Origin of the sequence: Pseudomonas sp. LjRoot71 (assembly GCF_964253255.1) — a bacterium.
GTDB lineage: Bacteria > Pseudomonadota > Gammaproteobacteria > Pseudomonadales > Pseudomonadaceae > Aquipseudomonas.
This window is the reverse complement of the sequence record NZ_CAXURA020000001.1, coordinates 2,570,509-2,595,330: the sequence shown is the minus strand read 5'-3', so window position 1 is coordinate 2,595,330 and position 24,822 is coordinate 2,570,509. Positions and strand designations below refer to the sequence as shown.

At 63.1% G+C, this 24,822-nt stretch carries 24 protein-coding genes; 15 read left to right on the top strand and 9 right to left on the bottom strand.

What is annotated here, in order from left to right; translation table 11 throughout:
• Positions 1 to 87: 87 nt before the first annotated feature.
• Positions 88 to 750 carry a GMP/IMP nucleotidase gene (gene yrfG / locus ACSQ17_RS12295; RefSeq protein WP_436068884.1) on the top strand — a complete coding sequence of 221 codons (663 nt, stop codon included), beginning with the start codon at positions 88 to 90 and terminating at the stop codon, positions 748 to 750.
• A gap of 99 nt (positions 751 to 849) precedes the next feature.
• On the opposite strand, the gene lysM is transcribed toward yrfG, so the two are convergent.
• A complete protein-coding gene (lysM, locus tag ACSQ17_RS12290) occupies positions 850 to 1,287 on the bottom strand; it encodes a peptidoglycan-binding protein LysM (RefSeq protein WP_436068882.1) in 438 nt (145 codons plus the stop codon).
• A 192-nt stretch (positions 1,288 to 1,479) separates the two neighbouring features.
• Between lysM and ACSQ17_RS12285 the strand changes: the two genes are divergently transcribed.
• From ACSQ17_RS12285 to ACSQ17_RS12270, 4 genes are all read left to right on the top strand, one after another.
• Entirely contained in the window at positions 1,480 to 2,373 is an 894-nt protein-coding gene (locus ACSQ17_RS12285; protein WP_436068880.1) for a LysR family transcriptional regulator, read from the top strand.
• Positions 2,374 to 2,494: 121 nt separating this feature from the next.
• On the top strand, positions 2,495 to 3,337 hold the full coding sequence (fdhD, locus tag ACSQ17_RS12280) for a formate dehydrogenase accessory sulfurtransferase FdhD (RefSeq protein WP_436068878.1): 843 nt from the start codon (positions 2,495 to 2,497) through the stop codon (positions 3,335 to 3,337).
• Positions 3,334 to 5,655 carry an FdhF/YdeP family oxidoreductase gene (locus ACSQ17_RS12275; RefSeq protein WP_436068876.1) on the top strand — a complete coding sequence of 774 codons (2,322 nt, stop codon included), beginning with the start codon at positions 3,334 to 3,336 and terminating at the stop codon, positions 5,653 to 5,655. The genes fdhD and ACSQ17_RS12275 overlap by 4 nt, the downstream gene beginning before the upstream one ends.
• 144 nt (positions 5,656 to 5,799) lie before the next feature.
• On the top strand, positions 5,800 to 6,225 hold the full coding sequence (locus ACSQ17_RS12270) for a hypothetical protein (RefSeq protein WP_436068874.1): 426 nt from the start codon (positions 5,800 to 5,802) through the stop codon (positions 6,223 to 6,225).
• Between the two features lie 86 nt (positions 6,226 to 6,311).
• Here the strand turns inward: ACSQ17_RS12270 and ACSQ17_RS12265 are convergent, their stop codons facing one another.
• The 4 genes from ACSQ17_RS12265 to ACSQ17_RS12250 form a co-directional block, all read right to left on the bottom strand.
• The gene (locus tag ACSQ17_RS12265) at positions 6,312 to 6,755 is read right to left on the bottom strand and encodes an acyl-CoA thioesterase (RefSeq protein WP_436068872.1); all 444 of its coding nucleotides are present in this window, start codon (positions 6,753 to 6,755) and stop codon (positions 6,312 to 6,314) included.
• Positions 6,756 to 6,858: 103 nt separating this feature from the next.
• Positions 6,859 to 8,022 (bottom strand): iron-containing alcohol dehydrogenase, encoded by a 1,164-nt coding sequence (locus tag ACSQ17_RS12260; RefSeq protein WP_436068870.1) that lies wholly within the window; start codon positions 8,020 to 8,022, stop codon positions 6,859 to 6,861.
• A gap of 108 nt (positions 8,023 to 8,130) precedes the next feature.
• On the bottom strand, positions 8,131 to 9,921 hold the full coding sequence (locus ACSQ17_RS12255; protein ID WP_436068868.1) for an acyl-CoA dehydrogenase C-terminal domain-containing protein: 1,791 nt from the start codon (positions 9,919 to 9,921) through the stop codon (positions 8,131 to 8,133).
• Entirely contained in the window at positions 9,918 to 11,159 is a 1,242-nt protein-coding gene (locus tag ACSQ17_RS12250; RefSeq protein ID WP_436068866.1) for a 3-hydroxyacyl-CoA dehydrogenase NAD-binding domain-containing protein, read from the bottom strand. The genes ACSQ17_RS12255 and ACSQ17_RS12250 overlap by 4 nt, the downstream gene beginning before the upstream one ends.
• A 196-nt stretch (positions 11,160 to 11,355) precedes the next feature.
• On the opposite strand from ACSQ17_RS12250, the gene ACSQ17_RS12245 reads away from it, so the two are divergent.
• From ACSQ17_RS12245 to ACSQ17_RS12235, 3 genes are all read left to right on the top strand, one after another.
• On the top strand, positions 11,356 to 12,255 hold the full coding sequence (locus ACSQ17_RS12245) for a LysR family transcriptional regulator (protein WP_436070468.1): 900 nt from the start codon (positions 11,356 to 11,358) through the stop codon (positions 12,253 to 12,255).
• Between the two features lie 68 nt (positions 12,256 to 12,323).
• Positions 12,324 to 12,968 (top strand): methylamine utilization protein, encoded by a 645-nt coding sequence (locus ACSQ17_RS12240; protein ID WP_436068864.1) that lies wholly within the window; start codon positions 12,324 to 12,326, stop codon positions 12,966 to 12,968.
• Positions 12,965 to 15,331 (top strand): putative bifunctional diguanylate cyclase/phosphodiesterase, encoded by a 2,367-nt coding sequence (locus ACSQ17_RS12235; protein ID WP_436068862.1) that lies wholly within the window; start codon positions 12,965 to 12,967, stop codon positions 15,329 to 15,331. Before ACSQ17_RS12240 ends, ACSQ17_RS12235 begins: the two co-directional genes overlap by 4 nt.
• Positions 15,332 to 15,400: 69 nt before the next feature.
• Here the strand turns inward: ACSQ17_RS12235 and ACSQ17_RS12230 are convergent, their stop codons facing one another.
• The 3 genes from ACSQ17_RS12230 to ACSQ17_RS12220 all read right to left on the bottom strand — a co-directional run bounded on the left by ACSQ17_RS12230 (position 15,401) and on the right by ACSQ17_RS12220 (position 18,019).
• Positions 15,401 to 15,571, bottom strand: coding sequence for a hypothetical protein (locus ACSQ17_RS12230; RefSeq protein WP_170048627.1), 171 nt, complete (start codon positions 15,569 to 15,571; stop codon positions 15,401 to 15,403).
• A gap of 179 nt (positions 15,572 to 15,750) precedes the next feature.
• The gene (locus tag ACSQ17_RS12225; RefSeq protein WP_436068859.1) at positions 15,751 to 17,241 is read right to left on the bottom strand and encodes a flavin-containing monooxygenase; all 1,491 of its coding nucleotides are present in this window, start codon (positions 17,239 to 17,241) and stop codon (positions 15,751 to 15,753) included.
• Between the two features lie 175 nt (positions 17,242 to 17,416).
• Positions 17,417 to 18,019 carry a nitroreductase family protein gene (locus ACSQ17_RS12220; protein ID WP_436068857.1) on the bottom strand — a complete coding sequence of 201 codons (603 nt, stop codon included), beginning with the start codon at positions 18,017 to 18,019 and terminating at the stop codon, positions 17,417 to 17,419.
• 151 nt (positions 18,020 to 18,170) lie between these two features.
• On the opposite strand from ACSQ17_RS12220, the gene ACSQ17_RS12215 reads away from it, so the two are divergent.
• Both ACSQ17_RS12215 and ACSQ17_RS12210 read left to right on the top strand, forming a co-directional pair.
• A complete protein-coding gene (locus ACSQ17_RS12215; protein WP_436068855.1) occupies positions 18,171 to 19,109 on the top strand; it encodes a class I SAM-dependent methyltransferase in 939 nt (312 codons plus the stop codon).
• A 66-nt stretch (positions 19,110 to 19,175) separates the two neighbouring features.
• Complete coding sequence (locus ACSQ17_RS12210) at positions 19,176 to 19,829, top strand: DUF3313 family protein (protein WP_436068853.1); 654 nt, start codon at positions 19,176 to 19,178, stop codon at positions 19,827 to 19,829.
• Between the two features lie 6 nt (positions 19,830 to 19,835).
• Here ACSQ17_RS12210 and ACSQ17_RS12205 read toward each other — a convergent pair whose 3' ends face one another.
• Positions 19,836 to 20,177, bottom strand: a complete 342-nt coding sequence (locus ACSQ17_RS12205) for a cupin domain-containing protein (RefSeq protein WP_233683311.1) — start codon at positions 20,175 to 20,177, stop codon at positions 19,836 to 19,838.
• 188 nt (positions 20,178 to 20,365) lie between these two features.
• On the opposite strand from ACSQ17_RS12205, the gene ACSQ17_RS12200 reads away from it, so the two are divergent.
• From ACSQ17_RS12200 to ACSQ17_RS12180, 5 genes are read left to right on the top strand one after another with little or no spacing between them, the layout of a single operon-like run.
• Positions 20,366 to 21,292, top strand: coding sequence for a hypothetical protein (locus tag ACSQ17_RS12200; protein WP_436068851.1), 927 nt, complete (start codon positions 20,366 to 20,368; stop codon positions 21,290 to 21,292).
• 53 nt (positions 21,293 to 21,345) lie between these two features.
• Positions 21,346 to 22,491 carry an MlaE family ABC transporter permease gene (locus ACSQ17_RS12195; protein WP_436068849.1) on the top strand — a complete coding sequence of 382 codons (1,146 nt, stop codon included), beginning with the start codon at positions 21,346 to 21,348 and terminating at the stop codon, positions 22,489 to 22,491.
• Complete coding sequence (locus tag ACSQ17_RS12190) at positions 22,491 to 23,276, top strand: ABC transporter ATP-binding protein (protein ID WP_436068847.1); 786 nt, start codon at positions 22,491 to 22,493, stop codon at positions 23,274 to 23,276. Before ACSQ17_RS12195 ends, ACSQ17_RS12190 begins: the two co-directional genes overlap by 1 nt.
• Positions 23,277 to 24,194, top strand: coding sequence for an MlaD family protein (locus ACSQ17_RS12185; protein WP_436068845.1), 918 nt, complete (start codon positions 23,277 to 23,279; stop codon positions 24,192 to 24,194).
• Positions 24,191 to 24,811: an ABC-type transport auxiliary lipoprotein family protein gene (locus ACSQ17_RS12180; protein WP_436068843.1), complete on the top strand. Its 621-nt coding sequence runs from the start codon at positions 24,191 to 24,193 to the stop codon at positions 24,809 to 24,811. Before ACSQ17_RS12185 ends, ACSQ17_RS12180 begins: the two co-directional genes overlap by 4 nt.
• The last annotated feature ends 11 nt before the right edge of the window (positions 24,812 to 24,822 follow it).

Genomic DNA, 24,822 nt, shown 5'->3' with positions numbered 1-24,822 from the left:
TCCCATTGTCCCTGCCGGAGATTGCGCGATGACGACGCCCATGACGAAAATCGCGACAGCCTCCGCAGCGTAAACGAAAGAACCCGCATGCCGTCACTGATCTGGAACGCCATCGACACCGTCCTGCTGGATATGGACGGCACCCTGCTCGACCTGCACTTCGACAACCACTTCTGGTTGCAGCACCTGCCGCAGCGCTATGCCGAGCTGCATGGCGTCAGCCGCGCGCTGGCAGAGGCCGAGCTGCTGCCGCTGTTCCGTGAGCACGCCGGCACGCTCAACTGGTACTGCACGGACTTCTGGAGCCGCGAGCTGAACCTGTCGATCCGCGACCTCAAGCGTGAAGTGGCGCACCTGATCGCCCTGCGCCCGGATGCCGATACCTTTATTCAGGCCCTGCGTGCAGCCGGCAAGCAGGTGGTACTGATTACCAATGCACACCGCGATTCGCTGTCGCTAAAGCTGGAACGCATCGAACTGGCGCCCTACTTCGACCGGCTGATCAGCTCCCACGACTATGGCTTCCCTAAGGAAGACCAGCAGTTCTGGCACGCCCTGCAGCAGGACATCAGCTTCACGCCGGCACGCAGTTTGTTTATCGATGACAGCCTGCCGATTCTGCGCAGTGCCGGACGTTTTGGCGTCGGCCACCTGCTCGCCGTGCGCCAGCCCGATAGCCAGGCGGGGCCGAAGGACACCGAAGAGTTTGCCGCCGTGGAGGATTACCGGGAGTTGCTGCAAGGCTTGTAGCCCGGATGCAATCCGGGACAGATACCCGCCAAACCTGATGATGTGTGGGAGGGCTTTAGCCGCGACTATCGCCGCTGAAGCGCCTCCCACAGGTATCACTTATTCGGGAATGCGCAGCACCTGGCCCGGGTAGATCTTGTCCGGGTGGCTGAGCATCGGCCTGTTGGCTTCAAAGATTTTCGGATAGGCATTGGCGTTGCCGTATTCGGCCTTGGCAATCGCGCTCAGGGTGTCGCCCTTCTTCACCGTGACAAAGCGCGCCGCCGGGGCCGGCGTGGTCACGCTGATATGGTCTTCCACTTCGGCGACGCCGGCGACGTTGCCCAACGCCAGCAGGATTTTCTCCTTCTCTTCCTGACTGGCCACCTCGCCACGGGCAATGACCTTCTCGCCCTCGACGCTGATCTGAATAGCCGGGTTTCCCAAGCCCACCTTGGCGACGTGCGCCGCCAGCGACTCGGCCGCCTGGGCCTCCTGACCGACCAGCGACTCCCAGAGTTTGGTTCCGGCTTCTTTGACAAAGGCAAACAGACTCATAAACGCTTCCTCTTGATTCCTTGGAAAGTGGCCAGGCACGAAGCCCGGAGCCAGAAGTCTAGACCCAGTTCCATCACAAAGGTGCCACGTGCGCCACTGTCGCTGCAGGCAGCGCCCTAGGCCGTATTCCGCACCTAGCCGCCGGCAACGGCCTGCTAGAATCGGCGCAACCCAGGGTTTTAAGGACACATCGTGGATATCAAACAGCTGAAATTCCTCATCGCCCTGGATGAAACCCGCCACTTCGGCCAGGCCGCCGCGCGCTGTCATATCACCCAGCCAACCCTGTCGATGCGCCTGCGCCAACTGGAAGACGAGCTGGGTCTGGAGCTGGTGCGCCGTGGTCAGCGCTTTGAGGGCTTCAGCGCCGAAGGTGAGCGTATTCTGGCCTGGGCGCGCAGCCTGATGGCCGCCCACGACGGTCTGTATGCCGAAGCCGCTGCCTGTCGCGGGCAACTGGTCGGCACCCTGCGCCTGGGCGTGGTACCGCTGGCCGGATTTGATCCGATGCGCCTGGTGCAATTCTTTGCCGAGCAGCATCCCGGGCTGCGCTTTCAGCTGTTCGCCCTGAGCAGCGAGGAAATTCTCGAACGCCTCGGGCGTAATCAGCTCGACCTAGGCCTGTCCTACCTCGACCGCCTCAACCCTGAACACTTCGACAGTCTGGAGTTGGCCGAAACCCGCATGGGCCTGCTGTATGACCGCCGGCATTTCCAGTTCACCCGCCCGGCGCTGCGCTGGGAAAGCCTGATCGACCTGCCGCTGGGGCTGCTCTCAGCGGGCATGCATTTTCGCCAATCCATCGACCACAGCTTCCGCTCCCGCGGCCTGACGCCCAACCCACGGCTGGAAACCGATGCCGTGCATCAACTGCTGCAAGCGGTCAGTGCCGGGTTGTGCTGCGCGATCATGCCGCTTAACGGCGGCCTGGCCGATTTCACCGAACACCTGGCGCTGACGCCCATCGAAGACGCACACACCCTCGCCCCCCTGGGCCTGATCCTGCGCCGCAGCGCCCCGCGCTCGGCCCTGGCCGAAGCCTGCTTTGCCGAAGCGCACAAGCTGTTAGCCGCTGATGCGGGCTAAAAGGCCCAGACGTGAAGTCTTGATAGACAGCGTCGATCACAAGATCAGCAACAGCGATTAGACGCACCCGACGCAGCAGCCTAGGCTGGCGCAATCACCTCGTCGCCGGGATGTCTTGCCCATGCCACGCCACGCGCCCACCCGCCTGCCACTCAGCGCGCCGGCCTTGTTGTCTGCGCCCACCTACCACTATGTCGGACTGGCAGAGAGCCAGCAGGACGGCACAGCCGCGCTGGCCAGCGAGACGGCCCTGGCGATCAGCTACAACGGCATCAGCCATAGCGTGATGATGGTCTCGCCCAGCGACCTTGAGGACTTTATCTACGGCTTCAGCCTCAGCGCCGGCCTGATCGACAGCTTCGATGAGATCTACGATATCCGCCTGCAGCAGCACGACAGCGCCATCAGCGCCGAGGTGCAGGTCAGCAACCGCGCCTTCTGGACCCTCAAGCAGCAGCGCCGCACCCTGGCCGGCAACAGCGGATGCGGTCTGTGCGGGGTCGAAGCGCTGGAACAGGCCTTGCCGCAATTGCCCAGCCTGACGTTTAGCCCGCTGCCGGCAGCGGCCCATCTGCAGGGCTTGCGCCAGCGTATTCAGGCCGAACAGACCCTGGCCCGCCATAGCGGCGCGGTACACGCCGCGCTGTATGTCGACGGCCAGGGCCAGATCCGCCTATGCCGCGAGGATATCGGCCGGCATAACGCCCTCGACAAGCTGCTCGGCGCCCTGCACCGCGAAGGTGAAGACCTGCGCCAGGGCTTTGCCGTGGTCACCAGTCGCTGCAGCCTGGAGCTGATCCACAAGGCGTTGCGCGCGGGCATCGGCACCCTGGTCAGCCTGTCTGCGCCCACCACCCTCAGCGTGCAGTGGGCGCGCCAGCACAACCTCAATCTGATCCACCTGCCCCAGCACAGCGCGCCACGGGTGTACAGCCCGGCCGCGCCCGGAGTCGCTCAGCCATGAGCCTGCAACCGATCAATCCACGCTATCAACCGTACAAGGGCGCAGCCGCCGGTTGGGGGGCGCTGCGCAGCGTGACGCACTTCTGGCTGGACAGTAAGCAACCGTTCAAGAACCTGCGTGCCCTGCTCAAAACCAACCAGCACGGCGGCTTCGACTGCCCCGGCTGCGCCTGGGGTGATTCGCCAGAAGACGGCCACATCAAGTTTTGCGAGAACGGGGCCAAGGCGGTCAACTGGGAGGCCACCAAGCGTCGTGTAGATGCTGCCTTCTTTACCCGCTACAGCGTCAGCCAGTTGCGCGAGCAAAGCGATTACTGGCTCGAATACCAGGGCCGTCTGACGGAGCCGATGCGCTATGACGCCGCCAGCGACCGCTACCAGCCTATCAGTTGGGACGCAGCCTTTGCCCTGATCGCCGAGCATCTCAAGGCACTGGAAAGCCCCAACCAGGCAGAGTTCTACACCTCCGGCCGCGCCAGCAATGAAGCCGCCTATTTGTATCAACTGTTCGTCCGCGCCTTTGGCAGCAACAACTTTCCCGACTGCTCGAACATGTGCCACGAAGCCAGCGGAGTGGCCCTCGGGCAGAGCGTGGGCGTCGGCAAGGGCAGCGTGACCTTCGCTGACTTCGAGCACAGCGATGCGATTTTCGTGCTTGGGCAGAACCCCGGCACCAACCACCCGCGCATGCTCGAACCGCTGCGCGAGGCGGTCAAACGCGGGGCGCAGGTGGTGTGCTTCAACCCGTTGAAGGAGCGCGGACTGGAGCGTTTTCAGCACCCGCAACATGCGCTGGAAATGCTCAGCAACGGCTCCGCGCCGCTCAACACCGCATTTTTCCGCCCGGCGTTGGGCGGTGATATGGCCGCCCTGCGCGGCATCGCCAAGTTCCTGCTGCAGTGGCACCGCGAAGCGCTGGCCCAGGGCGAGCCGGCAGTCTTCGACCTGGCCTTTATCGCTGAACACACCCATGGCGTGGATGACTATCTAGCGCTGCTGGATGCTAGCAGTTGGGAGTCGCTGGTCGAGCAATCCGGCCTGAGCCTGGACGAGCTGCAACATGCCGCCCTGCTCTACCGCCGCGCCGAGCGGGTGATCATCTGCTGGGCCATGGGTATCACCCAGCACCACAACTCGGTGGCGACCATTCAGGAGATCGTCAACCTGCAGCTGCTGCGCGGCAACCTCGGCCGTCCCGGCGCCGGCCTGTGCCCGGTGCGCGGCCACAGCAACGTGCAGGGCGACCGCACCATGGGCATCAATGAGCGCCCGCCAGCGGCCTTTCTCGATGCGCTGGAGCAGCGCTTCAACTTCCAGGTGCCGCGCGCCCAGGGCCACAATACCGTTGAGGCGATCAACGCCATGCTCGAGGGTCAGGCCAAGGTGTTTATCGGGCTGGGCGGCAACTTCGCCCAAGCCACCCCGGACAGCCCGCGCAGCCATACCGCACTCAGCCGCTGCGCGCTGACCGTGCAGATCAGCACCAAGCTCAACCGCAGCCATCTGACCACCGGACGTGATGCACTGATCCTGCCGTGCCTGGGGCGTACCGACATAGACCACCAGGCCGGCGGTCCGCAGGCGGTCACCGTGGAAGATTCGTTCAGCATGATCCACGCGTCCTATGGCCAACTCCAGCCGCTGTCGCCACAGATGCGCTCGGAGCCGGCGATCATTGCCGGTATCGCCAAGGCCACGCTGGGTAATCATCCAGTAAACTGGGACGCGCTGATTGCCGACTACAGCCGTATCCGCGAGCTGATTGCCGATACCATCCCCGGTTTCAGTGACTTCAACCAGCGTCTGCAACATCCCGGCGGCTTCTACCTGGGCAACGCAGCGGCAGAGCGGCGCTGGCTCACCACCAGCAACAAGGCGAACTTCAAGGCCAACCCGCTGCCCGCCGACCTGCTGCCAGCGCAAGTGCGCAGCAGCGGGCAAACACCGGACTTGATCCTGCAAACGCTGCGCTCCCACGATCAGTACAACACCACCATTTATGGCCTGGATGACCGCTACCGTGGGGTCAAAGGCCAGCGTCAGGTGCTGTTCGTCAATGAAGCGGACATCCTGCGCCTGGGCTTTCAGCCGGGGCAGCGGGTCGATATCCAGTCCATCTGGGATGACGGTATCGAGCGCAAGGTCGAGGGCTTTACCCTGCTGGCCTTCGATATTCCCGCCGGCCAGGCGGCGGCCTACTACCCGGAGGCCAACCCGCTGGTGCCGTTGCAGAGTTTCGGCACGGGTAGCTTTACCCCGACCTCGAAGTACGTGGCGATTCGCCTGCAAGCTCATCAGGCCGCTGCGCGCATTCTTTGAGCGAATCTGTGGCAAGGATCACACCGGCGACCAGCGGCAGGGAATTTTTCAGCAAAACGCCCTCTAAGACTGTGCGCGGACAAATCATCCTTTAGAAACAAAGGCCTAGCTCCGCACACCCATTTAGTCGAGAAGGTCTGCCGTATGCGTACATTATGTTCTGCGCTGCTATTCAGCGCTCTGGCTTCACCCTTTGCCGTGGCCGGCGATACCGGCAAGGTCGCCATCGGCGGCGGTATTGGTGGCGCCCTGGGCAATGTGATTGGTCAACAGGTGGGCGGCAGCACCGGCGCGGCAATTGGCGCAGGCTTAGGGGGTGCGGCTGGCGGGGTGATTACCGCCCGCGACGGCAACAAGACCGAAGCCGCATTGGGCGGTGGCCTGGGCGCAGCCGGTGGCTCGGTACTCGGTAATAAGGTCGGCGGCAGCACCGGTTCAACCATCGGCGCCGGCCTAGGCGGCGCGGCCGGTGGCGCGCTGGCCAATGAATACGCCGGCGGCAGCGAACGTGATCGCGGCCATTACCACGGCAAAAAACACAAGAAGCATAAAAAGCACAAACACCGCTAAGTGCCGAATGCTGACAACAAAAAGCCGCCTGACAGCGGCTTTTTTGTTTATGTGGGAGAGCCGGACGACTCGCCACTCAAGGCCGCCTACACAGCAGGCTCTACCAACAGCACCGTCAACGCCGCCCGCAGGTGCTCGGGAATGCTTACCGGGCGGTTGCTGCTGCGGTCGACGAAGACATGCACAAAGCGCCCGGCGGCGCAGGCCTCGTCTTCACCCGCCTTGAAAACCGCCAGCTCGTACTGCACCGAACTGTTGCCCAGATTGCCGACGCGCAGGCCGATCTCGATGCGCTCGGGGAAGGCGATAGAGGCGAAGTAATCGCAGCTGGAGCTGACCACAAAGCCCACCACACTGCCGTTATGGATATCCAGGCCGCCGACTTCGATCAGGTAGGTGTTCACCGCGCTGTCGAAGAAGCTGTAGTAGGTGACGTTGTTGACGTGACCGTAGACATCGTTGTCATGCCAGCGCGTGGTAATCGGCTGAAAGTGCCGGTAATCGCCGCGCAGGTGCTGGGGTTGGCTCATCGGTAATCCTTGTAATGGGCGAGAATCGCGGCAAGCATCGCGGCTAAAGCCCCTCCCACGAGCATGCGCTGTACCGTGGGAGGGGCTTTAGCCGCGAAACAGGTCAATAGGCGACTTGGTAAATGGCCAGGGCCTGGGCTTCGTTCACTTCACGCGGGTTATTCACCAACAGGCGCTGCTGCAACATGGCATCACGGGCCATGGTCGGCAGCATGTCCTGTGGTACGCCGGCATCGCGCAAACGCGTCGGCAGGCCGCTGCGCACGCTGAAGTCGGCCAGAGCCGCGATAAACTGCTCGGTCTGCTGCGCAGCACTGCCAGCCTGCAAGCGCTCGCCCAGTACCAGCGGTGCCAGCTCGGCATACAGCGGCGCGGCGACACTGGCGTTGAAAGCAAGCACATGTGGCAGCACCAGGGCGTTGGACAGCCCATGGGGAATGTGGAAATGCCCGCCCAGTGGATAGGCCAGTGCATGCACCGCTGCGCAGGGCGCGTTGGCAAACGCCTGACCCGCCAGGCAGGAACCCAGCAACATGGCCTGACGCGCCTCGCGGTTGCCGCCATTATGCACCACTTCATCCAGATTGGCCGCCAACAGGCGCAGCGCTTCGCGGGCCAGCAGGTCGGACAGCGGGTTCTTTTTCAACACACTGGTGTAGGCCTCAATGGCATGCACCATGGCGTCGATTCCGGTGGCGGCAGTCACCGCCGGCGGCAAGCCGAGGGTCAGCTCGGCATCCAGCAGGGCCAGGTCCGGCAGCAGCAGCGGCGAGACCACGCCCATCTTGGTGGTGGCGCCGGTGGTGATGATGGAAATCTGCGTGACTTCCGAGCCGGTGCCGGCGGTGGTCGGCACCAGAATCAGCGGCAGGCGCTGCCCGCGGGCATTGCCAACGCCATACATCTGCGCCAACGCCTGGCTGCACTCGGGATGCGCCAGCAGCGCCACCAGCTTGGCCACGTCCATCGAACTGCCGCCACCAAAACCAATGATCAGCTGCGCCTTGAGCGCACGGGCCTGTTCAACCGCTGCCAGCAGAATGGCCTCGGGCGGGTCGGCCACCACCTGATCGAACACCTCGACGGTCAGCTCGGCGCGGGCAAAGCCCGGCAGCACATCCGCCAGCAGGCCGAGCTTGCTGATGCCCGGATCGGTGACGATCAGTACCCGCTGCGCGCCGCGCTCGCGGCACAACTCGGCCAGACGCCGAGACGCGCCGGTTTCGCAGAGAATCTGCGCCGTGGTGGCAAAGCTAAAGGGCAGCATGGGGTGATCCTCTTGTTGTTATGTAACGTTCATGTAGGAGCCAGCTTGCTGGCGATCCCGGCAGATCAAAAGCATCGCCAGCAAGCTGGCTCCTACAGAGATTCGCGGTTAAAACGCGAAACTCGCCTCATCCATGACCATCAAGCACTCGGCACCGCCCAGCAGGGACTCGCGATGGGCACTGGCCCGTGGCAATACCCGGCGCAGGTAGAAATCGGCAGACTGCAATTTGGCTTGGTAGAACGCAGCGTCGCCACTCCCGGCCTCCAGTGCATCCTGCGCCCGTGCCGCCGCTTGCAGCCAGAAACCGGCCAGCAGCACATAGGCTGAATACTGGAGGAAATCCACCGACACCGCACCGATCTCCTGCACATCGCGCTGACTGGCAGCAATCACCTTGCTGCTCAGCTCGCGCCACTCACCCAGGCGCGCCTGCACCGTTTTAGCCAGCGCCGCTAGGGCTGGACGCCCAACCTGGGCATCACACAACTCGCTGAATTCGGCCTGCAACGCCGACAGTTCGGCACCGCCGTCACCGAGCACCTTGCGGCGGATATAGTCCAGCGCCTGAATGCCGTTGGTGCCTTCATACAACTGGGTAATGCGGCTGTCGCGCATCAGTTGCTCAATGCCCCATTCGCGGATAAAGCCATGCCCGCCGTACACCTGCACGGCATGGCTGGCGACTTCCTGGCCCATATCGGTAAAGAAGGCTTTGATGATCGGGATCAACAGCGCCGCGCGTTTGCCGGCGGCTTTGCGCTGGGCAACATCAGGATGGCCGTGTTCAAGGTCAAGCTGACGCGCGCAGTAGACGGCGAGCATGCGGCTGCCTTCGACCAGACTCTTCTGCGTCAGCAGCATGCGCCGCACATCGGGGTGAACAATGATCGGATCGGCCGCCTTGCCCGGCTCCGCCGGCCCACTCAGGGCACGCGACTGCAGGCGCTCGCGGGCATAACGCAGCGCGCCCTGGAAGGCCGCTTCGCCAATGCCCAAGCCCTGCAAACCGACCTGAAAGCGCGCATCGTTCATCATGGTGAACATGCAGGCCAGGCCCTGGTTGGCTTCACCGATCAGCCAGCCGGTGGCGCCGTCGAAGTTCATCACGCAGGTGGAGGCACCCTTGATGCCCATCTTGTGCTCGATGGCCCCGCAGGACAGCGCGTTGCGCTCGCCCGGCGTGCCGTCAGCTGCAGCGATAAATTTCGGCACCAGCAGCAGGCTAATACCCTTCACCCCGGCCGGCGCATCCGGCAGGCGCGCGAGCACCAGGTGAATGATGTTTTCCGAGAGGTCCTGTTCGCCGCCGCTGATAAAGATCTTGCTGCCGCTGACCTTGAAGCTGCCATCCGCCTGCGGCTCGGCCTTGGTGCGCAGCAGGGCCAAGTCGGTGCCGGCCTGCGGTTCGGTGAGGCACATAGTGCCGGCCCATTGGCCACTGACCAGTTTGTGCAGGTAGGTGGCTTTCAGGGTTTCGCTGCCGTGCTTGTACAGCGCCAGCACCGCGCCTTCGGTCAGCCCGGAATACACGCGGAATGACAGCGAAGCGCCCATCAGCATCTCGTGGAAGTTGCACGCGAGCATCTGCGGCAGCGCCTGACCGCCGTACGCGCTCGGCCCGGTCATGCTCGCCCAGCCGTTATCAACGTATTGCTGATAGGCCTCGGCAAAGCCATCCGGGGTGCGCACCAGGCCTTTGCTCAGCTGGCAACCTTGCTCGTCGCTGTTGCGGTTAAGCGGCGCCACCACCTCGGCGGCGTAACGCCCGCCCTCCTCCAGCACGCCGTCAATCAGCTCGCGATCAAGGCCGTTGCCGAGCAGCTCGCAGTGGCTACTGATATCGAACAGTTCGTGCAGCACAAAGCGCATATCGCGCAGCGGGGCCTGATAACTCATACCCGGCCCTCCTGCACATCGGCAAAGCGCTGACCGCTGCTGGCTAGTTTTTCAATCAGGCGCGCCGGCAGCCAGTGCTCGCCGAACGCCGCCTGCAACGCTTTCAAACGGTCATAAATCGCCGCCACACCCTGGCTGTCCGCCCAGCTCATCGGCCCACCCTTGTCGGTCGGAAAACCGTAGCCATTGAGGTAGACCAGATCGATGTCGTGGCTGTTGGCGGCGATGTTCTCTTCGAGGATTTTCGCGCCCTCGTTGACCTGCGCCAGCAGGCAGCGCTCAAGAATCTCCGACGGGTCGATGTCGCGGCGCGTGAAGCCCAGCTGCTCGGATACCTGCAGCACCAGCGCATCCACTTCAGGGTCGTGCTCGGCCTGGCGGCTGCCTTCGGCGTAGCGGTAGTAACCCATGCGCACCTTCTGGCCAAAGCGGCCGAGGCCACACAGGCGATTATCCACCTGCACAGCCGGGTCATCCTGGCCCTTACCGGCCAGTTCACGAGCGCGCCATTCCAGATCGATGCCGACCACGTCATACATGCGGAACGGGCCCATAGCGAAACCAAAGCCCTGCAACGCAGCGTCCACCTGATGCGGGTAGGCACCTTCGAGCAGCAGCATGCGCGCTTCGCGTACATAGGTGTGCAGCATGCGGTTGCCGATAAAACCGTCGCAGTTACCCGCCACCACGCTGACCTTGCCAATGCGTTGGCCCAGGGCAAGTGCCGCGTCCAGTACCGCCGGAGCAGTCTTGGCGCCACGCACGATTTCCAGCAACTTCATGATGTGCGCCGGGCTGAAGAAGTGCAGGCCGAGCACGTCCTCCGGGCGTTTGGTAACGGCGGCAATCGCGTCGATATCCAGCGCCGAGGTGTTGCTGGCGAGGATCGCGCCGGGCTTCAGGGTGGCATCGAGCGTGCGGAAGATCTGCTGCTTGAGTTCGAGGTTCTCGTACACCGCTTCGATCACCAGATCGGCATCGGCCAGCGCGGCGTAGTCGCCCACCGGGGTAACGCAAGCCAGGCGCGCGTCCGACTGCTCGGCGCTGATCCGCCCCAGCTTGAGGTTATGGGCATTGGTCTCGGCCACCACCTTCATGGCCTGCTCGAGCATCTGCGGGTTGTTGTCCAGCCACAGCACCTGAATCCCGGCGTTGGCCAGGCTCATGACGATACCCCGACCCATGGTGCCCGCGCCTATCACGGCGGCCTGTCGAACGGTGAAAGCGGAGTGGCTCATCGGGGTTCCTCTGGCTGGAAATTAAATGGGCATGTCGCCTGGTCGCTATTTCTGTAGGAGCGGGCCATGCCCGCGATTCGCGGCCACGGGCCGCTCCTACAAGGACTGGACTCCGGCATACAAAAAATCGCCCACCACCATAAGCAAGGCGCTACTATTTTTGAAATTTAGTCTTGTGATAAGTCGTATTCATCAGATGAATTTCTCGACCTTCGATCTCAACCTGCTGCGTGTATTCGATGCACTGATGCGTGAGCAGAATGTTTCCCGCGCGGCCGAACGTCTGGCCCTGAGCCAGCCGGCGGTCAGCAATGCGCTGAATCGCCTGCGCGAACTGCTCGATGACCCGTTGCTGGTACGCGTGGGCCGCAGCATGCAACCCACGCCGCGCGCCCAGGCGCTGGAAACGCCGATCCGCGCAGCCCTGCAGCAACTGGAACAAAGCCTCAGTGCCGGCGATGTGTTCGACCCGGCCAGCAGCCGTCAACACTTCAGCATCGCCGTCACCGACTATGTCGAGCTGATCTGCATGCCACGCCTGCTTGAACAACTCAGTCAGCAGGCACCCGGCATGCGCATCGACATCCGCCACCTGAGCCCCAGCCTGCCGGCCGAAGCGCTGGACAAGGGCGAGCTGGACCTGGTGTTGGGACGCTTCGAGGACATTCCCGCGCGTTTTGCCCGCCAGCACTGGATGAGTGAAACCCTGCAACTGGCGCTGCGGCGCGGCCACCCTCTGGGCAACCAACCCATGGACCTGCCGACATTTCTGCAACTGCGTCATCTGTGGGTGCACGGTGGTCAGACGCGTGGCATGGTCGACCAATGGCTGGGGGAGCAGGGACTGTGTCGGGAAATCCTCTACACCACGCCCAATTACCTGCAAGCCGCGCATATTGTTGCCAGCAGCGAACTGGGCGCGGTGCTGCCGACTCAGCTGGCGCGCCACTTCGCCAGCCTGCTGCCGCTGCAACTGTTCGAGTTGCCATTCGCCCTTGGCCCGTTTCACCTGGAAATCGTCAGCCTGGCCCAGCGCCAGCGTGACCCGGCGCTGCAGTGGCTGATTGAACAGATCCAACAGATCGGTCAGCGCTGATCGTCCGGCAGCCGCACAAAGCCTTCCTATACTGACGGCTACTGTCGTGCGGTCTTGGGGGATCGATCATGTTGAAATCGGCGTTGGCACTGCTGTTGGTGCTGCTGGGCACACTGGCGCAGGCCCAGAATCTGGAGGTCGTGCTGCTCGATAACCAGGGCCAACCACTCAGCGACGCCGTACTGTGGATCGAACCCGGCCCGGCGCAAAGCCAACCCGCCACTGCGGTGATGGACCAACAGAAGCGCCAGTTCACCCCCTATGTTCTGCCGGTGCAAGTCGGCACCACGGTGAGCTTTCCCAACTCCGACCCGATCAATCATCACGTTTACTCCTTCTCGCCGGCCAAGCGTTTCGAACTGCGCCTGCACCAGCAGAAGGCCGCAGCGCAGGAGATGCGTTTCGACCAGCCAGGCCTGGTCACCCTGGGCTGCAATATCCATGACTGGATGCTCGGATTTATCCTGGTACTCGACACGCCCTGGTTCGCCCAGACCGACGCGCAGGGCAAAGCCCGCCTCAACTTCGATGCCGCCGCCGGGCAAACCCTGCAGCTCTGGCACCCCCGTATCGCCGACCCGCAGGAAACCCTGAACCGCGCGGTGCCCAGCGACGGCACGTTGACCTGGCAACTCACCGGCGCGCTGAAGCGCGACCCGCGCCCGAAAGAGCCCAAAGCCCGCCCCACGGCCCAACGTGACTACGCCTCATGACCCTGCGCGGCAAGATTCTCGGCTTCTTTCTGCTGTTGCTGCTGGCGGTCATGGTGCTGTTGCTGGCACTGGTCTATCGCTCCACGTATCAACACACCCTGAGCCAGGTGGCCGGGCAGCTGAACTTCGCCCATGCCGTGCTGAGTAACGAGCTGCAAAGCCGCCGCCAGGCGCAAAGCGCCATGGCCGATCTGATCGCCAAGGACTTCACCCTGCTCGGCGAAATCGCCGACCTGATCGCCAGCCCACAGCAGGAAGCGCAGTCGCTGTCTGCCGCGCTGGAATCCTTCGCCTCGCGCAGCCAGGCCAGCTTTGCCCTAGTCAGCGCGCCCGAGGGGCTGATTCTCGCGGGCACCAGCGGTGAACTGCTGCCCGGCGCAGCGCTGCCGTGGGATGACCTGCTAAACGAAAACGACCCGCAAAGCGCAGAGCGTCTGGTGGTATTTGGTGGACGGGTGCTGCATATCAATGCCACGCCGATCTTCGCCCCACGCCCCAACCTGATGGGCTGGCTGCTGATGGCTTTTGAACTGGACGATCAGGCCACCGCACATCTGGCCCGGCTCAGCGGCGCCGACGTCGCCCTGCTCGACGGCAGCCCTGGCCAATACCGGGTACTGGCCAGCAACCTGAAGGCGCTGCCACGGGCTGAACTGGCCGGCCAGTTACTGACGAATGCCGAGGGGGTATTTCGCTTTGAATTGCAGGGCTTGGAACAGGTGGCACTGCGCGCGCCGCTGAGCGGCACCAGCAGCGACTTGCAGGTGCTGCTGATGCGCTCGCTGTCCGCCGAGCTGGCCGATTACCAGCCACTGCAATGGCAACTGGCAACCATCTTCGCCATCGCCCTGCTGCTGGCCGGACTCGGCGCGCTATGGATCGCCAATACCGTCAGCCGGCCACTGAGTCAGATGGTCGACAACGTGCGACGCATCGCCAGTGGCGACTATCAGATGGCGATGCAAGTGCCGGCGACTCAGGCCAGTGGCGAGGTCGGCTTGCTTGCCCGCGAATTCGTCGCCATGCAGCAAGGCATTGCCGAGCGCGAAACCACCATCAGCTTTCTCGCTTACCGCGACCCGCTGACCGAGGTAGCCAACCGCAACCGTTTTGTCGCCGAACTGCAACAGGCCCTGACGCAGTGCCAGCCGGGTGAAGGTGTGGCGGTGCTGCTGATGGACCTGGACAATTTCAAAGACCTTAACGATACCCTCGGCCATGATGCCGGCGACCAACTGCTGTGCCAGCTCGCCGCCCGCCTGCAAGCGCTGCTGCGCCCGGGCGAACAGCTGGCACGCCTGGGTGGTGACGAGTTTGCGTTGCTAATCAGCCCCTGCCAGCCCGGTTGGCTGATCCCCGCCGCCGAGCATTACCGCACGGCCTTGCACGAACCCTTCGCCGTGCGCGGCATCAGCATGACCCTCAACGCCACAGTGGGCATCGCCCTGTATCCCGATCACGGGGAAAGCGCCGGCAGTCTGCTGCAACATGCCGAAGTGGCGATGTACCTGGGTAAGCAGCAGCGCTCACCCTACGCCCTCTACCGCCCGGAACTGGACCGTCACAGCCTGCTGCGCCTGGCATTGATGAGCGAACTGAAAGGCGCGGTGGAAGGCGGTCAACTCAGCCTGTACTTCCAGCCCAAACTGAATATCCGCGCGCGCAGCCTGTATGGCGTGGAATGCCTGGTGCGCTGGATTCACCCGGTGCACGGGTTTATCCCGCCGGACGAATTTATCCCCCTGGCCGAACAGACCGGCAACGTCTGCGCCCTCACCCGCTGGGTGGTGCGCACTGCGGTGGCGCAGAGTCGCGCCTGGCAGGAGCTGGGCTTGGACCTGAAGACAGCGATCAATATCTCCGCACTGGATCTGGCCGATCCCGGCTTTGCCGGTTTTATCGCCGCGCAACTGGCCGAGCATAGCGTGCCGCCATCTGCCCTGATCGTGGAAATCACTGAAAGCGCAGTAATGGCCGACCCGGAACTGGCCATGGGACAACTGCAGGAGTTGTGCGAATTGGGTGTGCGGCTGTCGATCGACGACTACGGCACGGGTTACTCAAGCATGGCTCAACTCAAGCGCTTGCCGGTGCATGAGCTGAAGATCGACAAGTCCTTCGTGCTGGACCTGCTGAGCAATCCCGACGACGACATCATCGTCCGCTCGACCATCGAACTGGGCCACAACATGAATCTCAAGATCGTCGCTGAAGGGGTGGAAACCGAGGCCATTCTCGACCGTCTCGATCAGCTCGGTTGCGATATCGCCCAGGGCTACTTGCTGAGCAAACCGCTGCCGCCTGCCGCGTTTGCCGACTGGCTGGCGGCGACCCAATGGCAACTGCCGCGCTCTACGGGCTGATCACCGGCCACAAAAAAGGCCACTGTCGATCGAGATCGACAGGGGCCCGGGAAAACGATGGGGCTGGCGCTAGAACGCGGCATCACCAATCAACATGCCGTGCACAACCATATAGGTCTTGCGCCCGGACTGCAGGGTCAAGGGATTGCGATCAGCGATCACCCAGCCCTTGGCCAGCAACTTGTCGATATGTGCCCGCAGTTCAGGCAGGTAGCGTTGCTCTTGCTGAAGCGATTCCATTCTTTTCATCCTCTAGAGGACTCCTTTGTGACAGCAGCCGGCATAGCGGCCATTCCTCCATGAAAGCTGTCGCAAAGCATAGTGGCCTTATGCCAATCCACCAAAGCGGCAAATGGCCACATCTCTGTAGGCGTAACGCGCCAGGCTGCTATAGCGTTTGGCTTACATTGCCTTCCAGTCTAGACCGCTGTAGCCGTTGCAGCAGATTCGCCGACATGAGGTGAGCTGAACTCCAGGAAACCGTCTTCCACCTTGCCGTAGCGCAGCAGCGCCAGGTCCAGCAGGTAGTTCTGGTAGAGCTTCCACGGCGCACGATCACCCTGGGTGGGGATCTTGTCGGCGGCGCGCTGGATGTAGCCAGACGCCAAATCGAGGAAGGGTGCCTCTTTAACCTGCCGCGTACTGTCACGTGGGGTGCATTGGCGCATGCCAGTGGCGTCCATATGGTTGATCAGACGGCAGAAGTATTCGCTGGAAAGGTCGGCCTTGAGGGTCCAGCTGGCGTTGGTGTAGCCCAGCACCACGGCGGCATTGGGCAGGTCACGCAGCATGATGCCGCGATAACCCATGCTCTTGGACGCGTCGAACGGCTGCCCGTCGACCACCACCTGCATACCACCAAACAGCTGCAATTCCAGCCCGGTGGCGCTGATGATCACATCCGCCGGCAGCTCCTTACCGGACTTCAGGCGGATGCCCTTGGCGGTAAAACCGTCGATATGCTCGGTGACCACCGAGGCCTTGCCATTGCGCAGCACCTTGAACAGATCGCCATTGGGTACCGCACAGACCCGCTCATCCCAGGGTTTGTAGCGCGGGCTGAAGTGGCGCATGTCGAAATCCTTACCCAGCTGATGCCGAGCCAGTCCCAGCAACGCCTTGCGCACCAGGCTGGGGAAGGCCTTGGCGAGCTTGTAGAAACCCAGCTGTATCGCCACCTGACGGGTGCGCGCCAGACGATAGACCCAGGTTTCCGGCAGGAACTTGCGCAGCACATCAGAGATCGGATCGCCCTGCGGCAGGCTTACCACATAGGTCGGTGAGCGTTGCAGCATGGTCACGTGCCTGGCCTTGTCGGTCATCGCCGGCACCAGGGTCACGGCCGTCGCGCCGCTGCCAATCACCACCACGTTCTTGCCGCTGTAGTCGAAGTTCTCCGGCCACAGTTGCGGGTGGATAAAGTCGCCCTGGAACTGTTCGCGACCTTTGAACTCGGGGGTGTAGCCCGCTTCGTAGCGGTAATAGCCGGTGCACATCAGCAGGTGCTGACAGCTCAGCTTGATCGGCTCGGCGTCATCACCACGCTGCACCTGCAAGGTCCAGGTAGCGCGCTCGCTGCACCAGTCGGCCTTGAGCACCTTGTGCTGAAAGCGGATCTTTTCCTGAATACCATTTTCCTGGGCCGTTTCCTCGATGTAGCTGCGGATCGACGGGCCGTCGGCAATCGCCAGCGGGTTGGTCCAGGGTTTGAAGTTGTAGCCGAGGGTGAACATGTCCGAGTCGGAGCGAATCCCCGGATAACGGAACAGGTCCCAGGTGCCGCCCAGAGCCGCGCGGCCTTCGAGGATGGCAAAGCGCTTGCCGGGGCAGTGCTTCATCAGGTGGTAGGCAGCACCGATGCCGGACAGACCGGCACCGATAATCAAGACATCCAGATGTTCGGCAGACATGGGGGCTCCTCAGGCTTCTTCTTATGGCTGCGGGGCCATGTGTAGCCCCCTTATGCCCGCCAGATTCACCCCCAACCGCGCATTTGTCATCCAACCTTTAGTGGTGTGAACAGCCGCAGGCTGACCACAGTGATAGTTGAACAATGACCGAAGCGCGCAACCATCTGCCTGGCGATCAGAAGCCGTTGCGCAACACCACTTCGTTGTACGGCAGTTTGCCGATGCGCGGTTTGGGTTCAATGGTCTTCTTGCCGACGGCGACCATCAGAGCGATCACGTGGTTTTCAGGCAGGTTGATCAGCTTGCCCACCGCATCGAAATCAAAACCGTCCATCGGGCAGGAATCCAGGCCCTTGCCGCGCGCGGCGAGCATCAGGGTCTGCGCCATCAGGCCACAGCTGCGCATGGTTTCATCGCGTTGCACCTGCGGCTTGTCGCGGTAGTAGGTGTCGATGGCACCGGCCATATAGGCCTGCACTTCTTGCGGCGCACCATCCCAGACGCGGCCGACATCGTGCTGCCAACTGTCGAGCTTGGCGCACACCACCACCAGCATCGAGGCATCGGTCACCTGCGCCTGGCCCCAGGCCACTGCACGCAGTTGCTGGCGCAGCGCCGGGTCGCTGACTTCGACCAGGCGCACATGCTGCAGGTTGAATGCCGACGGTGCCAGCAGCGCCAGTTGCAGCAATTCATCCTTCTCGGCATCGCTCAGGGTAAATGCCGGGTCATAACCTTTAACGGCGCGGCGACTGCGGATGGCTTCGTCGATGTGCATGGTCGTTCCTTAAATGCGGTTGAAATAGAAGGCAATGCTAGGCACTCGACAGCGCGAATGCCAAACGCCTTTGCCGATAACAATGATCGACACAGACGATTCGAAGCGGCGGCCTGATAAAATCGCCACCTCAGCCCATTGATCGCCGCCCATGACCCCAGACGCCCTCGCCACCTTGCAGCAGCACCTGCTGGCCGCACTCAGCCCAGCCCCCAGCGAAACCCGCCGCCTGTTCCACGGGCGCGGGCGCTGCTGGCCGGGGCTGGAGCAGATCACCGTGGACTGGCTGCAAGGCGTGCTGCTGGTGGCACTGTTCAAGCCGGTGAGCGATGCAGAACTGGCCGCCCTGCAACAGATGTTGCAGGACCTCGGTCACTCCGCTGCCTGGCAGCAGAGCGGCGCGCACAGCCTGCTGCTGCAATTGCGCTACCTGCCGGAAAGCCCAACGCAGTGGCTACTCGGCGAAGCGGTTGAGCACTGGGATATCTGCGAGCACGGCCTGCACTATCGCCTCGACCTGGGCAAAAAGCAGAACAGCGGGCTGTTTCTCGACATGCGCTACGGCCGCCAATGGGTGCAGGCCCAGGCGACGGGCCAGCGCGTGCTCAACCTGTTCGCCTACACCTGCGGCTTCTCGGTGGCGGCCCTGGCCGGTGGCGCACGCCAGGTGGTCAATCTGGACATGGCCCGAGCCGCGCTCAGCCGTGGCCGCGATAATCATCGCCTGAACCAGCACGACCTGAGCCAGGTGGTGTTTCTCGGCCATGACCTGTTCAAATCCTGGGGCAAGGTGGCCAAGTACGGGCCTTATGACCTGATCATCGTCGACCCACCATCGTTCCAGCGCGGCAGCTTTGTGCTGAGCAAGGATTACCCAAAGGTGCTGCGTCGCCTGCCTGAGCTGTTGAGTGCGAACGGCGTGGTGCTGGCGTGCAGCAATGAGCCGGAAATCGGCCCGGATTACCTGATCCAGGCCATGGCCCACGAAGCGCCTGACCTGAGGTTTAGCGAGCGCCTGGACAACCCGCCGGAGTTTCCCGACAGCCAGCCGGACAGCGCCCTCAAGGCCCTGGTCTTCCGGCGCAACTAGCCCACGCAGAACAGCGCTCAAGGCTGGTCTACAGTTAGGCAACTGTCCCCACGCGAGACCTCTGCGATGAAGCTCACGGCCCCCGTCATTGCTCTTTCAGCCACCCTGCTGCTGGCCGGGTGCGCCAGCCAGACGCCCACCCCATCAGAGTATTCGGGGTTTCTCAGCGACTACTCGCAGCTGCAACCGGCGCAATCGGCCAGCGGCGCACCGGTGATGCGCTGGGTCTCGCCCGACTTCACGCTGGAGAAGTACCGCTCGGTGCTGGTCGAGCGCCCGCACTTCTACCCGAGCCCAACGCCCGATGCCCAGGTCAGCCAGCAGACCCTGGACGAAATTGCCCTCTATCTGCAGCAGGCCATGCGTCTGGAACTGGCCGGGCGGCTGCGCATTGTCGAGTACCCCGATACCGACACCCTGGTGCTGCGCTCGGCTATGACCGCGGTGAACCTGTCGCCGGAGGGACTCAAGGTCTATGAAGTGGTGCCGGTCGCCCTGGTGGCAGCCGCCGCCAGCAACGCCGCCGGTACCCGCGATCTGAATACGGAAATCTATATCGAGCTGGAAGCCATCGATGCCCGCAACAGCCAGCCGATGGCCCGCGTGGTGCGCAAGGGCCATGGCTTGCAGCTGGAAAATGACAGCACCCAGCTGCGCCTCAAGGACATCACACCCGTGCTGGATGTGTGGGCCAAGGATGCGCGCAGCTTCAACCCCTGATCAGGCTCAGGCAAACACGAAATACTTGCGCACGGTTTCAACCACCTCCCAGGTGCCCTTCATCCCCGGTTCGACGATAAAAATATCGCCGGCCCGCAGGTGAATCGGCGCCTGACCTTCGGGGGTGATGATGCAGTAGCCCTCCTGAAAGTGGCAGTACTCCCACTTTTCATAGGCCACCTGCCATTTGCCAGGCGTGCAGATCCAGGTGCCCATGATCTTGCTGCCATCGGCCGAGGTGTAGGCATTCAGATTGACGGTGTGCGGTTCCCCAGCAATGCGCGTCCACTTGCAGGCATCCAGCAGCGGAATCGGATGGGTATCACGCAGTACGGTAATCGGCGACATGGTGGCTCCTGAGGTCGGTAGAACAACAGCCGCAGCCTAGGGCCATGGCCTCTCCGAGACTGTCCTGAAGTCGACCTTCAGCTGCCTGGAAACGCAGCAACAACCGCCGAGCTGAGGGGCAAAGCGCGTGCTACCTTGAAGAGGGCCTGTACGTTCCTAACGTCGCTTGCCCGCTCCGGAGATGCTCTATGTCCAGTTCCTATCGCTTGGTCACCCGCAGTGATTTTGACGGCCTGGTGTGCGCCGCCCTGCTCAAACACCTCAAGCTGATCGACGACATCCTCTTCGTCCACCCCAAGGACATGCAGGACGGCAAAGTCGCCATCACCAGCAACGACATCACCACCAACCTGCCCTACGTGCCCGGCTGCTACCTGGCCTTCGATCACCACTTGAGCGAAACCATCCGCAACCAGCCGGCCAGCAATCACCTGATCGACGCCACTGCGCCCTCGGCGGCGCGGGTGGTGTGGCAACACTACGGCGGCCACGACGCCTTCCCGCGTGACTGGGATGAAATGATGGCGGCCGTGGACAAGGCCGACGCCGCCCAATTCAGCCGCGACGACATCCTCGACCCGCAGGGCTGGGAGCTGCTCAGCTTTATCATGGATGCCCGCACCGGCCTAGGCCGCTTCCGTGATTTCCGCATTTCCAACTATCAGTTGATGATGCAACTGATCGACTTCTGCCAAACCCACGGCATCGATGAAATTCTCCAACTGCCCGATGTCGATGAACGCGTGGCGCTGTATCTGGAACACCAGCGCGAAGCCAAGGCACAGATTCAGCGCTGCGCCACGGTCTACCACAACCTGGTGGTGCTGGATTTGCGCAACGAGGAGACGATTTACGCGGTCAACCGCTTCGTCATCTATGCCCTGTACCCGCAGTGCAACATTTCCATTCACGTGATGTGGGGCGTGAAACAGCAGAACACCGTATTCGCCATCGGCAAATCGATCATCGACCGCAGCTCGCAGACCAACGTTGGCGAGCTGTGCCTGAGCTACAACGGCGGTGGCCATGCCAATGCCGGCACCTGCCAGGTGGCCAACGAAGAAGCCGAAGCGGCCCTGCGCGAACTGATCGCGGAAATCACCGCAGACGGTTAAGCCTGCACCTTGGCACTGGGCGTAAGCGTAACGACAGGGGTAAGCTGTGGCCCATGAGCACAGCACCCTTTATCACACCGCTTGAGTCCAGCCGCACGGATGCGCCTTCTGGGGTGCGTATTGGTGGTGACTGGACACTGGCTCACTACGCCAGCCTGGAAGCGCAGGTTCTGCAACTGCGCGGCACGCTGCCGAGCAGCGCCCGCGTCGACCTGCAAAGCCTCGCCGCACTGGATACCGCCGGGGCCGCCTTGCTGGTGGAGCTGCTCGGCAGTCAGCGCCTGGCACAACTGGCTCAGGATGCGCCGGGGCTGCCCAGCGAACGCCGCGCCCTGTTGCAAACCGTAGGCACGGCGATTGCCGAAGCCGGCGATGCGCAACCCAGCAAACGCCCCCCAGCCTGGCGTGAATTCTTCGGCCAGATCGGTCAGGCCGTCGACGAACTCTGGCAACAAGGCATCGCCCTGCTCGGCTTTATCGGCATGACCCTGGCGGCGATGTTCGCCATCATCCTGCGGCCCGGCCGCTGGCGCATCACCTCGTTGGTGGCGCACCTGCAACAGAGCGGCCTGAATGCCGTGCCTATCGTCGCCCTGTTGACCTTTCTGGTCGGCGCAGTGGTGGCCTTTCTCGGCGCCACGGTGCTCGCCGATTTCGGCGCAAGTATTTACACCGTTGACCTGGTGGCGTTCTCCTTCTTGCGTGAGTTTGGCGTGCTGCTCACCGCCATTCTGATCGCCGGCCGCACCGCCAGCGCCTTTACCGCGCAAATCGGCTCGATGAAGGCCAACGAAGAAATCGACGCGATCCGCACGCTGGGCCTGAGCCCCCTGGAACTGCTGGTATTACCACGGGTGTTCGCCCTGCTGATTGCTCTGCCGATCCTGACCTTTATCGCCATGCTCAGCGGCATCCTCGGCGGCGCAGTGGTCTGTGCCCTGAGCCTGGATATTTCGCCGGCCATGTACCTGGCCATGCTCCAGGAAAACATCGCTCTCAAGCACTTTTTGGTCGGCATGGCCAAGGCCCCGCTGTTTGCCTTCCTGATCGCGGTGATCGGCTGCCTGGAAGGCTTCAAGGTCACCGGCAGTGCACAGTCGGTGGGCGAGCGCACCACCTCGGCGGTGGTGCAGTCGATTTTCGTGGTGATCGTGCTCGATGCCCTGGCCGCACTGTTTCTGATGGAGATGGGCTGGTGATGGGCGAAGCGATTATTGAGGTCCGCAACCTGGTCAACCGCTTCGGCACCCAGACCGTGCACCAGGACCTGGCCCTGGACCTGTATCGCGGCGAGGTACTCGGCGTGGTCGGCGGCTCGGGCACCGGCAAGTCGGTGCTGCTGCGCTGCATCCTCGGCCTGCGCCAGGCCAACGCCGGCACCGTGCGGGTATTTGGTGAAGAGCTGCTGGCCCTGCCACCCGAGCGACGCTCGCTACTGGAGCGGCGTTTCGGCGTGCTGTACCAGCGCGGGGCGCTGTTTTCCTCGCTGACGGTGACCGAGAACACCGCCCTGCCACTGATCGAACATGCCGGCCTCAGCCGTGCCGCAGCCGAGCGCCTGGCCCAGGTCAAACTGGCGCTGGTCGGCCTGCCACGCGGAGCCGGGGACAAGTACCCGACCGAGCTGTCCGGCGGCATGATCAAACGCGCTGCCCTAGCCCGGGCCCTGGCCCTGGAACCGGACATTCTGTTTCTCGACGAGCCGACTGCCGGGCTCGACCCGATTGGCGCGGCAGCCTTCGACCAATTGATCCTGACCCTGCGCGATGCCCTCGGCCTCAGTGTGTTTCTGGTCACCCATGACCTGGATACGCTCTACACCATCTGTGACCGGGTGGCGGTGCTGGCGGAAAAACGCGTGCTGGTGGCCGACCGCCTGGACGTCGTGGCCGCCACCGAAAACCCTTGGATTCACGAGTATTTTCACGGCCCGCGCGGACGCGCAGCCGAACAGGCCGCCAGTGGCGTGCCAGGGAGAAATTGAATGGAACCACGTGCCCACCACGTGCTGATTGGTCTGTTTACCGTGCTGATGGTTACAGCAGCCCTGGGCTTTGCCCTGTGGCTGAGCAAGGCCAGCTCGGATCAGGAAACCCGCGACTTTGACGTGATCTTCAACGAAGCGGTCAGTGGTCTGTCGGCCGGCAGCGCCGTGCAGTACAGCGGCATCAAGGTCGGCGACGTGATCAGCCTGCGCCTTGATCCGAACGACCCGCGCAAGGTGCGCGCACACATCCGCGTCAGCGCCAGCACACCGATCAAACAGGACACCCGCGCCCGTCTGTCGATCACCGGGATTACCGGTGCCTCGCTGATCCAGCTGCACAGCGGCACCCCGGAAAGCCCGGCACTGGAGGGCAAGGGTGAACAACGGGCGGAAATCATCGCCGATCCTTCGCCGCTGACGCGCCTGATGTCCAACGGCGAAGACCTGGTGGTCAGCGTCACCCTTCTGCTCAACCGCGCCAACCAACTGTTCTCCCACGAGAACATCGGTCGCATCTCACGCACCCTGGACAACATCGAACAGACCAGCGCCAGCGTGGCCGAACAGCGCGATGAGCTGCGTCAGGCCCTGCAACAGATGAGCAGCGCCAGCCAGGAAGCCGCCAACCTGATGCGCAATGCCAACCAGTTGCTCAGCGGCCCAGGCCACGAAGCCGTCAGCAGCGCCAACCGCCTGATGGCCTCATTGGAGCGCAGCAGCAGCAGCGTCGAACGCTTGTTAGCGGATAACCACAGCACCCTCAACAACGGCATGCAAGGCATTGGCGAACTCGGCCCGACCATTGTCGAACTGCGCGAAACCCTCAGCGCCCTGCGCTCCTTCGCCCGCCGCCTGGAAGAAGACCCGGCCGGCTACCTGCTGCGCAGCGACACCATCAAGGAGTTCCAGCCATGAGCCGACTACGCCTGCTCGCCACCCTGCTGCTGATCGGCAGCCTGAGCGCCTGTTCGATCCTGCCGAAAAGCCAGGTGCTGAGCATCTACCGCCTACCGGCCAGCAGCCTGCCCAACCATGAGGTCAGCGCCGATTGGGCATTGCGGGTGAACAAGCCCTACAGCAGCCAGTTACTCGACAGCACGCGAATTGCCGTACTGCCCCCAGGCGACCAGATCAGTGCCTACCAGGGCGTGCGCTGGAGTGACCGCGCACCGCTGCTGCTGCGCGACCGACTGATCGACGCGTTCCTCGACGACGGACGGCTCAAAGCCGTCAGCAGCGATGACAGCCGCCTGCAAGCCGACCTCGAACTGGACGGCGACCTGCGTGCCTTCCACAGCGAATACCAGAACGGCCGCCCGACCGCACGCATCCTGTTCGAGGCGCGCCTGGTCGAGAGTGGCAGCCTGCGCATCCTCGCCAGCCGGCGCTTCGAAGTCAGCCAGGCGGCCCGCGACACCTCGGTGCCGGCGGTGGTCAACGCCTTCGGCCAGGCCGGCGACCAACTGGCCCGCGAGGTGCTGGAGTGGACCCTGAATCAGGGGCAGGCAGCACACACCCGCAGGGCCAATTGAGCGGCAGTAAC